Below are 15,327 nucleotides of genomic sequence, written 5' to 3' on the forward strand. Positions count from 1 at the left end.
CCAACGTTAACTCAGGTGAGCCACAATTCTTAACTAATTTGCTCGCAAACACAATGTGGGTTCGATTCTACCGGAACAACATGAAAGTGATTTTTCCAGGCGTCTATGACCAATATACCTGGAATCAAATTCGAGATGTCACCTGACAAAACCTTGAATGCCTCAGTGACCTGCACGGACGCCACCAACGACGCTACAGACGATAACACCCCTACAGTAGACGCTTTGGCATGGCCGGCCACACTTGTAGGGTCGGGCCAGATACACCTTAGGCACGGAGATTTTCCAGGAATGATCGTCATAACATTCCCTACTGTTTCTACAGCGCCACCAAAAATATAAGGAATTTTTGCTCTTAAGATAGCGTCGTTCACGATAAATCTGGTATGCGCATTGTCCAGAGCGTCCATCACGAGATCAATTCCCTGGACCAATCGTCCTACGTTGGTCTCGTCTATCTCCTGATTGACCGCTTCAATCTCCACGTTTGAGGCCATGGCCAAAAGATTTTTACGGGCCGCTTCAGCCTTGGTCAATCCCGTGAGGACGTCATCCTCGTTATACAGTATCTGCCGACTCAAATTATGTAGTTCGGGAGAGTCTCGATCGACTATCCTGAGAAAACCGACTCCAGCCCTTGCCAACAAAATGGAAATCACAGAACCTAACGCGCCTAGTCCGGCTACCAATATCCGAGATTTTCGAATCCTTTCCTGGCCGGCGGCTCCTATCATTTGGAGGAGGACATGGCGGCTGTAACGGTCTGGAGGGTCAAGCATGAAGTTCATCAATAAATGTAAGGCGGATTTGGGGGTTTGTCCAAATCGGCCCACGCTATCCCCAGTTGATCCCTGAAAAATGGTCCCAACCGTTCAAAAAGACGTTTCCAATGCGTGTGGCCATCTTCAAGTCCTTCCAATATTTCCGCTACATACTCCGGCAAATGGGCCAATTCATCCTTCGGGATGAATGAAACGGCTCCCAAACGTATCGATCTGTTCAACGAATCGGAGTTTATGGCGTGCGCCGTCAACATCGTCGCCGGCATACCCAATTGTCGGCTATGGGCTAATAATTCCAGGCCGTTGACTCCCATTATATCCAAAATGATCAGATCAAATATGTTGTTTTGAATTAAATGGAGCGCTGTCTCAAAATTTCCCGCCACGAGAACTAGGCTCTCAGGAAACTCTTCTCTAATGACTTCCAGGATGTCGGGTTCGTCGTCGACAGCGAGGATTCGCTTGTCCTTTAGGATTGTATAGTCAAACATCCCGTATCTCCGTTGACTCGAATCAATGAAACCGTCCGCCTAAAAAAACCTACTCAATCGCCACGTTCACGTCAATATTTTCTATCATGTCTCCAGCCTTTAGCGTGTCCAATATGTTTTTGAGCATATATTCCTTATAGTTATAATGTATTAGCTCTTTGTCGGATGGATTTTCATCCAGCCCTGTGATATAAAATCGCCATTGAAAAAATGGTGAGACCTTTGAGTGATGAGATTGCGTTACTGCATTATAATTGTTTTGTCTATCATACACTGCTGGTTGGTTGTTCCTGACTGCGCTCGGGCTCAGGACTTCCCGTATTTAGCCCCAACGGCGCCTGAATTCGACTCAGCTACATCGGCAAGCAGGGGTCCAAGCAAGAATCCTAATTCTCAGGGGACAGGCCCTAAAATATCTCCCGTGACGCCCCAAATAATGAAGGATTTTGGCTTTGGGCCTCCAACCGACGATACGCCAGAGCAAGTGGTATCGTCTCCTCCTGTAAGGCCCAAGAATGACCATTCCACAAACGGAAACCCCCATTCCCGGACAAATCCGCAATCTCAATTCAGACAGGATGCGCCACCGCCAGGAGGTCATCGCCCCATCGGCCCGGTTCAGCAAAGGCCAAGAGCCGATTGCTCCCAATACCCTGCTTTAATTGCAAATGCCCGTTCCGAGGCAGAGATGCAGATGACAGCAAGGTATTATCTGACATGTTTGCTGCAGGGAGGGGTGCCAGTTGAGAACGCTCGCGCTCAAGTGATCCAGACCATTGAGGCCGCTTTACGAGTGGGTCGTTGATCATCCGGTGATGGTTATAATTTTTTACGTTTGGCTTTAAAGTTCATCCAGATAAAATATGAAGTGACCCCAACCAATATAAGCCAAACAAGTATCAGACCGGTCAGCTCCCTCTGGCTAAAAATATCAGTCCAAATAAACCAAATGATCCCTACAGTCCAAATAAGAATCCAAAGTAATCCGTAATATGGACTCTTTATTTTTTTCATCGAAAGTTCCTTTAAACACGATTATTTTTGGAGATAGAAAATTTTATTAAATTTCATATCGGATTCTTGTGGTATTCATGATTCATCAGGTGTCCCCACTATAAACAGCCTGCTGGGTCAAGGTCAACCTTACAAGTCAGAATTCATCCGAAAGGTCATTAAGTCAGCAAGAATACCGAGAGTTATGGAGTCAAAGTGAACCTCATTTTCGTCAATGTAAATCACGACGTCGGATATGAATCATCGGAAAGTATTCCAATTTCCCTTGGATACATATTGGCTTTTTTGCAAATAAACGGTTCCAAAGGAGTAATACTGGATGATCTGCAGGACCGCCCACTTGGGCTGACCGAACTCGAGTCCTGGATCAAAAGGATTCGACCGGGTGTCATCGGGTTTACGGCATATCAAAGCACAATGAATCGTATTCGTTTTTATGCGCGATATATAAAATCCAAACATAAAGAAATCTTTGTCGCCCTTGGTGGTCCCCAAATTGTCGGAATGCCCTCCTCCGCTCTTGAATACTTGCCTGACGTAGACTTTCTTGTCCACGGAGAAGGGGAGTTGGTGTTTCTGAACCTCGTCAATTCCATAAAAAACGGAAGCCCCTTTAACAGTGTGGCGGGGTTAAGTGGCCGGGAAAGTGGCGCCGTTTTTCACAATGCGGAAGGTCCCGTCCCCGGTGATGATCTGGACAATTATCCATCACCGTATCTCACTCAGATCCTGAATGTTCAGGGCAAAGACACGGCCATACTGCTGTCATCCAGAGGATGCAGGCACAATTGTCTGTTTTGTATAACTCCGGGGGTTTGTAAAGGACGTATACGATATCATTCGGTATCCCGAGTGATTGAAGAAATGAGCGTGCTCAGCGAACAAGGCATTCAAAGGTTCTGGTTCGCTGACCCCAATTTCACTGAGAACAAGAAAAGGACACTCGAGCTTCTCAATGAAAAAACACGACTTGGTATCAACACCCCCTTCTGGCTACAAACTAGATCAGACCTCGTTGATGAGGAAATAATGGATTCTCTTAAGGCCGCCGGAGCTGATACCATCGCATTCGGTCTAGAATCCGGCAGTCCGGAAGTGCTCAAGAGAACCAAAAAAGGAATCTCGCTGGAAAGGGTAAGGGAAAATATAGCCTATGCCCAGTCAATCGGACTTGAAACCGAGCTTTTTACTATATTTGGGCTTCCCGGAGAGACGATAGATGACGCAAGGGCCACAATCAGTTTCGTTAAATCACTAAATGTACCGGTGGAATCCAATTCCGGTTCCCAACAGATGCAACTGTATTTCGGGTCGACTTATGAACGGAATTGCCGAGATTTTGGGTACAGACCAATAGAAAAATGGAGACCGGGCTATCTCTCCATCGGAGATCAATATGAAACTGACTCCATGGATGCTCAGAATATACAAAAGGTGAGAAACCTTTGGGCTCTGGCCAACGAACAGCTCAGCCGAGATGTTTATTATAAGCAGCGTGTTTTTGAGGTGTTGGATTTCCTGTTAAACGCCAGGGAAGATTTAAAAGAGGAGCCAGAATATTATGTTTATGGGACTCTCGCTTCCAACGCTATAGAAGAATTCGACCTATTAAAAGATTTTCTAAACGGATTCAGAAATTTGGTTGGGGATGAGGAATCTGTCAGTGAATTGATATCAGGACTTATTTTGTTCCATGAAACCAATGAATCTTCTGACTCCTCTGATCGAATAATATTCGATTCAAGGAGTTACATGGGCGGAGTTCCTTTTACCGGTATCTCAGGCAAATATTGGGATGTTCTATTAGGTAGAGGGTTGCTGTTGCCGTCCTTTGAAGAAGGGCTACTTGGAGCCGTAGCAGGGCAGGATGTTAAATTTGAGTTCAGTTTTCCTCAAGACTACCTCCAGGCCGAGTTGCAAGGTAAGACAGTAGAAGTCCATGCAAAAATTCACAAAGTCTTTAAGACGTTGCAGCCCGAGTCGATAGAAGACGTCATAAGGCTGGCAAAGAAAAACCACTACGATTTTCAGGATCTGGATTTTTTGAGAACAGAAAATGAAATACTTTACTACCTGTGCCTCAGAGACGCGGACCATCAAACACTGCTACGAACACCAGGTCATTTCCTTGCGCTGACCCAAATGATGGCAAAACTGGATAAGCTCGAAATGGTTGCCCAATTGGCTGACCTAATTTCCGGTAAAATTCACGCCCTGAACGCTGTAGCCGATACTCTGGCAGGCTCTGGGAAATTTGATCAGGCGCTAAAATATTATGAAGCAATAGGCCCTGCGATTCATTCGAATATTTTGAAAAGAGCCCGGATTCTTTTGAAACTCGACAAACCGGAACAGGCGTACAGCCTCCTTAAAAGCTCGCCGCAATCTCACGACTTCGATTTTCAAGAAACCTTGTTCGACTGTCTCAAAACCAAGTCTTCGGACAGCGCTAATTTGTCGGCTCTTGAGAATCATGTCATGAACCTCAAAATGTTGGCGGCACTGGATAGAGAGGCTTTACCAAAACCGGGCAAACGTCCTCCCAAGCCAATAGTCCATGGGGCTTCACTCTTTGACGAGTAATTAACTCAGACCACTTATGGTGAGATCAAAGACCTCTTAGATTTAATCTAATCTGACGCTTGGAGATTGAAATATGGATCAACAAACAGAAACAAAAAAAGACCTCGTTACTTATCATAGAGAAGGGGTCCTTGGTTTTATTACTCTTAACCGGCCCGAAAAACGCAACGCGATGAATTTGAGTCTTTGGGAATCGCTTGCTACGGCAATAGCTAAGGCTGAAGCTGACCTGGAGGTTAGGGTCATATTGGTTAAGGGTCAAGGAAAGTCTTTTTGCGCTGGGCTTGACCTGAGTCCGGAAAATGATCTGATTCCAATGATAACAGGCAACCCATCGGCACAGCAGAAAGTGACTTTCTACAAGGTAGTAAGAAGAATCCAGGACTATCACACAAGATTGGAGCGACTGTCCCAACCAACGATTGCCTGTCTTCACGGGCACTGCCTCGGAGCTGGTCTGGAACTTGCCCTATGTTGCGACTTCAGGGTCTGCTCGTCTGAAACGATTTTTGGCCTACCTGAAGCTACCCTGGCTATAATAACAGACGTGGGGGGCCTGCAGCGATTGCCCAAAGTAGTCGGCCAGGGTCATGCCAGAGAAATAGCCTTTCGTGGAAACAGGTTTGACTCTCAGCACGCTCGTGATATCAACCTTGTTAATCATGTCTATCAGGACCAGACGATCATGGAGGCCGAGGCCATGAAAATCGCTGAAGAGATTGCAAGCAACCCTCCCTTGGCGGTTCAGGGCGCAAAAGATGTTTTTCTGTATAACCAGCACGTCCCAATTGACCAGGCGCTTGATTTCAACGCTGCTCGATCATCAATGATAATGCCTTCTGAAGATATCTTTGAGGCTTTCGCCGCATATATGCAGAAGAGAAAAGGAACTTTCAAAGGGGCTTGATCCGGCGCAAAGACCCCAATCTATTAGCCATTAAATCAAACATTTCCATTTCGAGGAGGAAAGATTGATAACCAAACTTTTTGAGCCGATTAAAATTGGACCGGTTGAACTCAAAAATCGAGTCGTAATGACCGCTATGCACCTAAATTATACCCCTAATGGCCTCGTGAGTGATCAGTTCATAAATTTTTACTCAGCAAGAGCGAGAGGTGGCACAGGGCTGATAATAGTGGGTGGAGCTGAGATTAACGATCAGGCGGCCGGAATTGATCTCATGCTTGGAATCAAGGATGATTCATTTGTGCCTGGATTGAAACGTTTTACAGACAAGATTCATGAAGACGGAGCAAAGGTAGCTGTTCAACTGTATATGGCCGGAGCCTACTCATTCTGTAGCCTTAAAGGATTGCCTCTGCTGGCCCCATCTGAATATACGAGCTATTTCACGCGTCAGAAAACCAAGGCCATGACTATTGAGGATATTCGCAGAGTTCAGGACGATTTCGTTAAAGCCGCGAAAAGGGCCGAAAAGGCCGGATTTGACGCCGTTGAGGTCCTTGCGTCAGCCGGATATTTAATCTGTCAGTTTCTGTCTCCAAAGACAAACAAGCGCGAAGATGAATACGGGGGACCACTAGAGAATAGAATGCGGTTCGGTTTGGAAACCATTTCCGCTGTCCGCGACGCCGTGGGAAAGCATACCGCCCTGATAGTCAGAGTCGCAGGCAATGACTTTGTTCCAGGCAGCCACACCAACAAAGAATCCAGAATATTTGCAGCGGAGGCTGAAAAGGCAGGGGCCGACTGCATAAATGTAACCGGTGGATGGCATGAGAGCCGGGTACCCCAGATCACCATGGATCTGCCACAAGCGGGCTTTGTATATCTGGCGGCCGGAATTAAAGAGACAGTTACTGTGCCGGTGGTCGGCTGCAACCGCATCAATGATCCTTTTGTAGCCGAAGAAGTTTTGAAGGAAGGTGTGGCTGATCTTGTGGGCGTAGCCCGCGGTTTGATTGCGGACCCTGAATTTGTGAATAAAACCAGACAGGGGAAAACCGCTGAGATCAGACGCTGTATCGCCTGCAATCAAAGATGTTTTGATCATGTGTTCCTACTCCAGCCGGTCGGCTGCCTGGTAAATCCTCGAGCAGGTAAAGAAGCTTCCACTGAATATGGACCGGCGGCCGCCAAGAAAAAAATATTGGTAGCCGGAGCTGGTCCCGCTGGTTGTGAGTTTGCCGTAACCGCTGCTGAAAGAGGACATAACGTAATATTGCTTGATAAAGAACCGGAAATAGGCGGCCAGGTCAGATGGGCGGCTGAACCAACAGGAAAACACGATTTCCATTATCTTTTTGATTATTATACGGCGCTTCTCCCGAAATATGGTGTGGACGTACGGCTGAACACCGAGGTCACACCTGAACTGGTTTTAAAAGAAAAACCGGACATCGTGGTGGTTGCCACAGGAGCTGTCCCCTTCAAACCACCGATCGAGGCTGTTCAAGCGCCAAATGTTTATCAGGCTTGGGATGCGCTTAGTGGTAATTGTCAAACAGGCAAGGATGTGACGATTGTCGGTGGTGGTTCGGTGGGTTTGGAGACTGCTATCTACCTTGCCACAAAAGGCACAATATCGCCGGAACAATTATATTTTCTAACGCTACACAACGCAGAGACCACTGAGACCCTTAGAGAACTGATGGTGAAGGGGATTAAGAACGTCACGGTTATAGAGATGGCCCGTAAGATGGGCCAGGATGTCGGCGCTTCTACTCGGTGGGTACTAATGAAAGAGCTTGAGATGAGAGGCATCAGGCTAATCACCCAGGCGAAGATGAAGGATATTGGAGAAAATTTTGTAGTTTACACGGACGCTGACGGAAACGATGTGACCATAAAGAGCGATTCCGTTGTCCTGGCCATGGGTTCCAGACCCGAAAACTCCCTGGCTAAGACCTTGGAAGAAGCTGGCTTCAACGTGAAGATAATTGGGGACGCGAAAAGATGTGGCAAGATTGGTAACGCTTTGGATGATGGGTTCGCGTTGGCGTGTGAAATTTAGACTGACTTTTTGCGTTTAAAAAGATTTTTTTCCGAATTCCAACCAGGCATGGCATTGAGAGTATATCACTCTAGCTGGTTGGTTTTGAGGATACAAGGAAATGGACTACTATTTCGGGAGGACAATTAAACCGGATCGGGAGGCCCGAGCTACCTGTTCCCGATGATGTGTAACCCTGCATGCCACGATGGATCCAGTTCCCTCGACAATATTTTCTCTGACAGTTTGTGTTCAGCCACAAAGGAACGCCCCCGGGAAGGCATAACTGTCCACCGTGGGTGTGACCGCATAGCACGAAGTCAGCGCCATACTTATGAGCGTCATCGAGCGTTTCCGGTGAATGAATCATCAAAATTTTTGTGGCGTCATCCGGCACATCGCCGAATCCTCTTTCATAGTTATGCGTTCCATAAAAATGAGCGTCATCCAACCCAACTATATGGAGTTGAACCCCATCTTTTTCGAGGACCGTTGATTCGTTCAGAAGCATTCGAATTCCATGCGCCTCAAGTTTGGGAACAAACTCGAGGAAATCATGGTTTCCCAATATTCCGTAGCATCCATACTTGCAGCTCAAATCCCTGGTAAGCGCTTTTATCTCTTTAAAGACAGGATAGTAGTTGCCGTGGGTTTGAAATCTAAAGTCTCCGGTAAGCAATGCAACATCGCAATTCAACGCAGAACAGAGTCTGCCCACATGAGAGCCCATCCCTTCAAACACATCGAGATGAAGGTCTGAAAGGTGCAGTATTTTAAACCCATTAAAGGCATTGGGAAAACCAGGCAATTCAACACGGTTGATAACAATCTTGTGGGCTTTTATATTTGAAAACCCTCTATCCCAAGCCCGGAAAAGCTTAACAAGCCAACCAAAAGCGTCAAAAGCCCAATCGAGGTTCTCAAAATGGAAACCTCCCAGACCAGGTCCAAGGACATTTGCAGAATGTTCGACTTGTATCTGAAGTCTATTGGAAACGTAGTCTTTCCCGCAGCGGTCGATTAGATGTTGAAGATCACGCTCTTCCATCTACATTTCCTGTAATTTATCCGTCCGACTGTGCACAGGAAGCTTTCTCCAGGCGTGTCCCGCACATAAATCGGGTCGGGTCATACGAGCGTATTTTGATCCGTTCATGGTTCAACGTCAATTAGATTTGTGGATTTCGATTGAGTTATGGGCGTGTCTAAAAATTGATTGATTTCTCGGCCCATTGTCTTCGCTGCCTGTTCAGTCTGTGCTATAGGGAAAGTATATCAAGCTGAGAGAACAAACAAAATGCCAATTCGCCTTCAACCTAAAGAAAGCGCTTTGGAAAGATACCGACCTTTACACCGGGAGTCGCGCTATTGATGTCCACATTCAACATCTAAGAGCCAAGATAGAAGATAATCCATCGGATCCAGAGCTTATAGTCACCGTCCAGGGTGTCGGCTATATGCTCGAATCTAATTGAGAAGTTACTCTTGAGGGAACAGCCTCCCGAGAGACCACATAAGAAAATGCCAAATCCATTTTTTCAGGAAATGACAAGACTTGGAATCCATATTCAAAGCGCTGGATTCGAAGACTATCTCAGGGACGAATCCAGGTTTACCGGCCACGCTGACGCCTTGATCAGAGCGTCAAACATTTCTGACGTAGCTCTAGTCATGAAGGCATGTAACGACACAGGGACTCCTGTCACGGTCGTTTCAGGAAAAACCTCTCTTACTGGGGCTCCGGTCCCTCTTGGCGGCGTAATACTAGACGTAAAAAAACTAAACTGGATGAGCCGGGACGAGCCGAACAAGGTTGGACCAGGGGCTGTGTTGAAAGAATACAAGGAATTCGTCGATTCGTTGGGTTTATTCTACCCCCCTGATCCTACATCCGAAAGCACGTGCACCATAGGTGGGAACGTAGCCTGTAACGCTTCCGGAGCATTGAGTTATCTCTATGGACCAACTCGTGATTATGTTCAGGGCCTAAAGATTGTCTTACCTACCGGCGCCATTCTGAATCTCGATCGCGAACGAGTTTTCGCCAAAAATGGGATGTTTAGAATCCCAAAGGATCTAATGGATCCAAGTCCTAATGACGACCTGGTAGTTCCGGCTCCATCATGGAAAGCTTCACCGTGGAAGGTTTTAAAAAATTCAGCCGGGTTTTATTCAGCGGACAGCATGGATCTCGTAGATTTGTTCATCGGATCTGAAGGAATACTCGGAGTCTTTGCGCAAATAACTACCAAACTGCTCAAGAGGAGAAGTCCTTTTTTCTCTTTGATCATTTATCTGCCTGATGAGGAAACAGCCGTCCGTTTTGTCCATGTCTTGAATTTGCTGAGGGTTTTAAATTCACCTTTTCCCGAGGATAGCCTCAGCGAATGCAAAAGCCAACAAATTACTCACGAACATTGGTTTAAGGAACTGGATTGTTCAAGATTCCGTTTGATACTACCGTCCTGCATGGAATGGTTCGGGAATTCGACTGCAGAGCTATTGCCGGAAGACCACAAGAAATACCTGAAAAATTCTTATGGAGCGATCTTTGTTGAACAGGAATACGAGAATGAGGAGGAGATGGGCGAGAGCGCATCCCAGTGGGTTGAACTCATAGATTATTTCAATCAATTGCTCGGTAATGGGATAAAAAAGATTCAAACCCAGGTGGCGATTGATGTTAGGGGATCCAGAGCCTTCAGGCTGTTGCGCCAATCTATTCCAGAAAAGTTAAATGAGCTTATACATCCAGGTTTTGTAAAGATAGGGTCTGACTTCTCCGTGCCATCAGAAAGCCTCAAGCAGCTTCTGGACGTGTATGACGAGAAGCTTCCACACTGTATTTCGTATGTCTTTGGCCACATCGGGAACAGTCACCTACACGCCAACATCTTGCCGCAAACAGATGAGGATGAGAAAACAGCGCAGCGGACAATGGATGAAATTGCCGGGGAAGTCGTTTCAATGGGCGGAAGCATAGCGGGCGAGCACGGGATCGGGAAAATCAAGAGTAAATACCTCGAAATGGCGTTAGGCGAGGAAGCGGTCAGGCAGATGAAAAGAATAAAGAGATCTCTTGACCCGCGCAACATACTGAATTGTCATACACTTCTGAGCGATTTGAATTCGTGATCCAGGGGTATGGTCGACTCGTCGAACCATAGTTGTTTGGCAAATGCCCCACTGTTGAGACCGGTATGGTTGGTCGGATTTTTGTAACGACAATTGTAAAAATTTTGCCCACAAAAAAGTAGCCCGTTTTATAAACGGGCCAAAGGAAGGATTAGGTTTGGTTTGTCGCTGGACAGGAATCAATCATTTTATTGATATGTTGTCAAGCTTTTTTAATATTTAATTTAATAAAAAGTAGATCATCTCACAGGCCTTTTTTAGAACATATTGTTTTAGTTAATATTATTTATATAGCATCCAATGGCGTCAGATCTGTTTATTCTCCGCGGTCATGTGAAGGGCGCGCAAGGATCGCGTTGAGGGAAGAGTCTGACTCTTCCCATTCAGCGATCAATAAAATGTTGGTTTTCAGAATACCGAAGGTTATTTGGATGTAGCCCGTTCACAAGCCGATGAACAAAATGGGGCTTCTTCAGGATCAGATACATCACAGACAGGGCACGAACAGACTTCCGGACTATCTGTAGGTTTGCTGAATTGATTTCCCTTTTGTTTAGCCATGTAGTCCTCAATTGCCCTGTGAAGCGCGTCCGCTCCCAGGTTGGAACAATGGTGTTTCTTTTTGGGCAATCCTTCCAGCGCGTCAATTACCGACGCGTTTGTTATCTGCATTGCCTCATCAAGGGTCTTGCCTTTGGCTAATTCACTCACCATGCTGGAAACAGCTATTGCCGCTCCGCAACCGAAAGTCTTGAATTTTACATCTTCCAGGACGTTGTTATTAACTTTGATATAAAACTCCATGATGTCCCCACATGCGGGATTACCTACACTGCCTACACCGTCCGCGTTCGGAATCTCTCCAACGTTCCTGGGGTTTGTAAAATGGTCCATAACTACTTCATTGTACATTTTGACACTCCTGAGTTCTTTTACCGAGCGGCTGTTCAACTAGCAGCCTTGATCCTGCCTGTTTTCTTATATAATGGCGACATATCTCTTAATCTCTGAACAATCGGGGGAAGAATTCGAACTACGTCATCCACGTCTTCATTAGTGTTGTCTGCGCCAAGAGTAAAAAGAAGAGAGCCTTGAGCGGTACCTGCGTCGATTCCCATGGCCAACATTACGTGCGAGACTTTAAGTGATCTGGATATACATGCGGAACCACTTGCTATCTTGACTCCTTCCATATCAAGAAACAGCAACATGGACTCCCCTTCAACGTATCTTACTGTTAGGCTGGCGTTACCTGGTAATCTGTTGGTGGGATGTCCGACCTGACCCACCTCTTCTATTATGGCTGGTATTTCCCTGATCAAACGATCTCGTAGGGGTGTTACATGATTACTTCGATCCTGAATTTTATCAATAGCGATTCCCGCTGCTTTCCCCATTCCTATTATGCCGAGCACATTCTCTGTTCCTGCTCTGTAGCCACCTTCCTGAATTCCCCCGTCAAGTAAGGGAGAGATCTTTGTTCCTTTGCGCACAAAAAGCGCCCCCACCCCATGAGGTCCGTAAAAGGGGTTGGATGCAAGGGATAGCATGTCCACATTGAGGTTCTGGACGTCAACGGGTATTATACCGACAGTGGCGACAGCGTCGGTATGAAACGGCACATTATGTTCTTTCGCAATCTTGCCGATCTCAGCTATAGGTTCAATTGTTCCTATTTCGTTGTTGGCGTGCATGATGGAAATGAGCGCTGTTGAAGGAGTGATCGCTTTCCGGACATCGTCAGGGTCTACTGATCCGTAATTATCCACCGGCAATCTTGTGACCTCGATTCCCATCTTTTCCAAGGCTTTGATGGCGTGCATTATTGAAAAATGCTCTATGGAGGAGGTTATCAGATGGTTACCCTTCGCGCGGTTTGCGAACAAACCTCCTTTTAGGGCCCAATTGTTGGCTTCCGTTCCTCCGGAAGTAAAATATACTTCCTGGGATTTGGCGTTTATTAGCGCTGCAATTTTTTCTCGTGCCTCATCCATCGCATCGGTAACTTCCTCACCCATGCTATGCATGCTTGATGGATTACCGTATTTTTCTTTTAGAAACGGCAACATAGCGTCTACTACTTCCGGGAGTATCGGAGAAGCGGCGACGTGATCCATGTTAATAATTCTCATAACAACCCCCTTGTAAATATCTCATTAAACTCTACCAGCCCTTTAACCTATCTAAATTAGCTAGGTTAAACGTTCATGTCAACAATCATTGTCACTTTGGGTCTACTCAAACTTCTCGTCTTGTCCTACCGGACAAACCACAAAATTTTGGTTATGTTGAAAGCAGTCTTCAAATTACCCTTTAAAGTCCTTTTTCTTCTCTATGTCAATTTGGATGCGGATTTTTCGCGTTGGATGCTCGAAAGTGTTTTATTCGTGAATTTTTGCTGTTCATTGTACAATAATAGTCCTGGAATCCAGGCTTCCTGGAGAACTTTCGAAACACAAGAAGAGTTTTCGTCGGTGTAAAATCATTATGAAATCAACAAGCCTCGAACCTGTCCAGGTATCTTCATTTTGTAACCTTGTAACTGACGCGTCCCACAACGGAATAGTCATCATTGATCGTAACGGTCTGATATTGGTATATAATGAGGCCGCAAGGCGTATCTTTGGAGATGATGATAGGTCCCCGGTCGGACGTCATTTTTCAGAAATTCGGCCCGAGACATGGCCGGACCTGAAAAATATTTTGGAAACGGGCCGTCCTCAACTTGGGAAAAAAATAGTTTTCCCTCAAGCCACCATCATCGCTAACCGTAGTCCCATAACTCTTCACGGAAAGGTTGAAGGAGTCATAAGCGTCTTTCAGGACATTTCCGAATACGAGGCAATGATCTCGGGTCTCCATGGTTACAAGAAACTCCATCGTGAACTCGAAGCGATATTCGAATCCTCATTTGACGGTCTATACATTACTGACGGCAAAGCGAATACAATTCGAGTGAACAATGCTTACGAAAGAATAACCGGCTTAAAAAGAGAAGATCTGATTGGTCGAAAGATGCAGGATCTTGTCGAAGAGGGGGTTTTTGACCATTCCGTGACGCTGGACGTCCTGAAGCAAAGAGGCCAGGTTACGATCATGCAAAAGATCAAGGGTGACAAGCACCTGCTTGTGACTGGAACTCCAATTTTTGATGACGAAAATAAGGTTGCCCTAGTCGTAACCAATGTTCGTGACATAACGCTTTTAAATAATCTCCAATCCCAACTGGAAGAAACCCGCCGCTTGAGTTCCCGCTACTATCAGTCCTTTATGGAACAGGAAAAATTTCAGTACGACCTGCAGGACATAGTGGTTAAGAGCGCCTCTATGTTTCAAACAATACAAAAAGCAATCAAGGTCGCCGCTGTTGATTCGTCGGTGCTACTTTCCGGGGAGTCCGGCGTAGGCAAGAGCATGCTCGCCCGAATTATTCACCTTATCAGCCCGAGAAAGGAAAAGCCTTTTATAAAGATCAACTGCGGAGCCATTCCGGACTCTTTAATAGAAAGTGAGCTTTTCGGGTACACCAAGGGGGCTTTCACCGGCGCGGCCCCTGAGGGCAAGGCGGGGCTTATTGAAGTTGCCCACACTGGGACGGTATTTCTGGACGAGGTCGGTGAATTGACATTGGCGATGCAGGTGAAGCTGCTTGAGGTCATCGAGGAAAAAATGTTCACCCGTCTTGGAGGTACACGGCCGATTTCAGTGGACGTTCGCATTATTGCGGCCACCAATCACGACTTGAAGGAACTTGTTCAGGATGGGCGTTTCCGGGAAGATCTTTACTATAGACTGAATGTAATTCCCATCCATATTCCTCCATTAAGGGACCGTCGCGATGATATTGCGGCTTTGGCCCTGAACAGACTGGAGAAATTCAATCAGTCCTCCAGTCATTACAAACGCTTAGATCCCGCGGCTATGGACCGACTGACGCGCTACGACTACCCGGGAAATGTCCGTGAACTCATAAACATAATGGAACGCATAATGATAATGAGTGACGGTCACCTAATATCCCTTTCCGATATTCCGGAAGAACTCAGAGAATCCGCCTCAACAACTGTAGATCCATTTGAAGAGGGAGTGACCTTGAAGAAAGCGCTGGAAATGATGGAAGGTAGAATAATAGAAGGGGCCCTACGAAAGCACCAGAGTCTTTCCATGACTGCAAGAGCCCTCAATGTGCATCCTACAACGTTGTGGCGCAAGATGGCGAAACTTGGTGTTTCCAAGAATGTTGCAAACCGGAAATGATATTGCAACAATGCAATATAGCGCCATAAGTTATATTTTGAGCCCATAATAAAATCTAACTCAATCCCTACCTGTAGTTTCCTTGCATATTTGCAATATAAATTCCCTCCA

12 protein-coding genes are annotated in these 15,327 nt (G+C 46.1%); 7 read left to right on the forward strand and 5 right to left on the reverse strand.

Going from position 1 to position 15,327, the window contains the following annotated elements:
• Positions 1 to 29: 29 nt before the first annotated feature.
• Both WC647_01085 and WC647_01090 read right to left on the reverse strand, forming a co-directional pair.
• The gene (locus tag WC647_01085; protein MFA6220886.1) at positions 30 to 779 is read right to left on the reverse strand and encodes a HesA/MoeB/ThiF family protein; all 750 of its coding nucleotides are present in this window, start codon (positions 777 to 779) and stop codon (positions 30 to 32) included.
• Positions 780 to 787: 8 nt separating this feature from the next.
• Positions 788 to 1,273: a response regulator gene (locus WC647_01090; GenBank protein ID MFA6220887.1), complete on the reverse strand. Its 486-nt coding sequence runs from the start codon at positions 1,271 to 1,273 to the stop codon at positions 788 to 790.
• Between the two features lie 229 nt (positions 1,274 to 1,502).
• Between WC647_01090 and WC647_01095 the strand changes: the two genes are divergently transcribed.
• The 4 genes from WC647_01095 to WC647_01110 all read left to right on the forward strand — a co-directional run bounded on the left by WC647_01095 (position 1,503) and on the right by WC647_01110 (position 7,845).
• Positions 1,503 to 2,078 carry a hypothetical protein gene (locus WC647_01095; protein MFA6220888.1) on the forward strand — a complete coding sequence of 192 codons (576 nt, stop codon included), beginning with the start codon at positions 1,503 to 1,505 and terminating at the stop codon, positions 2,076 to 2,078.
• A gap of 404 nt (positions 2,079 to 2,482) precedes the next feature.
• On the forward strand, positions 2,483 to 4,870 hold the full coding sequence (locus WC647_01100; protein ID MFA6220889.1) for a radical SAM protein: 2,388 nt from the start codon (positions 2,483 to 2,485) through the stop codon (positions 4,868 to 4,870).
• Positions 4,871 to 4,943: 73 nt separating this feature from the next.
• Positions 4,944 to 5,777, forward strand: a complete 834-nt coding sequence (locus WC647_01105; GenBank protein ID MFA6220890.1) for an enoyl-CoA hydratase-related protein — start codon at positions 4,944 to 4,946, stop codon at positions 5,775 to 5,777.
• A gap of 64 nt (positions 5,778 to 5,841) precedes the next feature.
• Positions 5,842 to 7,845 (forward strand): FAD-dependent oxidoreductase, encoded by a 2,004-nt coding sequence (locus WC647_01110; protein MFA6220891.1) that lies wholly within the window; start codon positions 5,842 to 5,844, stop codon positions 7,843 to 7,845.
• A gap of 70 nt (positions 7,846 to 7,915) precedes the next feature.
• Here WC647_01110 and WC647_01115 read toward each other — a convergent pair whose 3' ends face one another.
• Complete coding sequence (locus tag WC647_01115; protein ID MFA6220892.1) at positions 7,916 to 8,872, reverse strand: metallophosphoesterase; 957 nt, start codon at positions 8,870 to 8,872, stop codon at positions 7,916 to 7,918.
• A gap of 232 nt (positions 8,873 to 9,104) precedes the next feature.
• Between WC647_01115 and WC647_01120 the strand changes: the two genes are divergently transcribed.
• Both WC647_01120 and WC647_01125 read left to right on the forward strand, forming a co-directional pair.
• Positions 9,105 to 9,299, forward strand: coding sequence for a helix-turn-helix domain-containing protein (locus WC647_01120; protein MFA6220893.1), 195 nt, complete (start codon positions 9,105 to 9,107; stop codon positions 9,297 to 9,299).
• Between the two features lie 46 nt (positions 9,300 to 9,345).
• On the forward strand, positions 9,346 to 10,959 hold the full coding sequence (locus WC647_01125) for an FAD-binding oxidoreductase (GenBank protein MFA6220894.1): 1,614 nt from the start codon (positions 9,346 to 9,348) through the stop codon (positions 10,957 to 10,959).
• A gap of 423 nt (positions 10,960 to 11,382) precedes the next feature.
• Here the strand turns inward: WC647_01125 and nifU are convergent, their stop codons facing one another.
• Positions 11,383 to 11,871 (reverse strand): Fe-S cluster assembly scaffold protein NifU, encoded by a 489-nt coding sequence (gene nifU, locus WC647_01130; protein ID MFA6220895.1) that lies wholly within the window; start codon positions 11,869 to 11,871, stop codon positions 11,383 to 11,385.
• 35 nt (positions 11,872 to 11,906) lie between these two features.
• Positions 11,907 to 13,091, reverse strand: a complete 1,185-nt coding sequence (locus tag WC647_01135) for an aminotransferase class V-fold PLP-dependent enzyme (protein MFA6220896.1) — start codon at positions 13,089 to 13,091, stop codon at positions 11,907 to 11,909.
• A 355-nt stretch (positions 13,092 to 13,446) separates the two neighbouring features.
• Here WC647_01135 and WC647_01140 point away from each other — a divergent pair, with 355 nt between their 5' ends.
• Positions 13,447 to 15,216 (forward strand): sigma 54-interacting transcriptional regulator, encoded by a 1,770-nt coding sequence (locus tag WC647_01140; GenBank protein ID MFA6220897.1) that lies wholly within the window; start codon positions 13,447 to 13,449, stop codon positions 15,214 to 15,216.
• The last annotated feature ends 111 nt before the right edge of the window (positions 15,217 to 15,327 follow it).

It is taken from the genome of Desulfomonilaceae bacterium (genome assembly GCA_041662605.1).
Lineage (GTDB): Bacteria > Desulfobacterota > Desulfomonilia > Desulfomonilales > Desulfomonilaceae > CAJBEZ01.

Bases quoted from the DNA above. Each gene is read 5' to 3' on its own strand.
- WC647_01085 (MFA6220886.1), bottom strand. From the start codon at position 779: ATGCTTGACCCTCCAGACCGTTACAGCCGCCATGTCCTCCTCCAAATG.
- WC647_01090 (MFA6220887.1), bottom strand. From the start codon at position 1,273: ATGTTTGACTATACAATCCTAAAGGACAAGCGAATCCTCGCTGTCGAC.
- WC647_01095 (MFA6220888.1), top strand. From the start codon at position 1,503: ATGAGATTGCGTTACTGCATTATAATTGTTTTGTCTATCATACACTGC.
- WC647_01105 (MFA6220890.1), top strand. From the start codon at position 4,944: ATGGATCAACAAACAGAAACAAAAAAAGACCTCGTTACTTATCATAGA.
- WC647_01115 (MFA6220892.1), bottom strand. From the start codon at position 8,872: ATGGAAGAGCGTGATCTTCAACATCTAATCGACCGCTGCGGGAAAGAC.
- WC647_01125 (MFA6220894.1), top strand. From the start codon at position 9,346: ATGCCAAATCCATTTTTTCAGGAAATGACAAGACTTGGAATCCATATT.
- nifU (MFA6220895.1), bottom strand. From the start codon at position 11,871: ATGTACAATGAAGTAGTTATGGACCATTTTACAAACCCCAGGAACGTT.
- WC647_01135 (MFA6220896.1), bottom strand. From the start codon at position 13,091: ATGAGAATTATTAACATGGATCACGTCGCCGCTTCTCCGATACTCCCG.
- WC647_01140 (MFA6220897.1), top strand. From the start codon at position 13,447: ATGAAATCAACAAGCCTCGAACCTGTCCAGGTATCTTCATTTTGTAAC.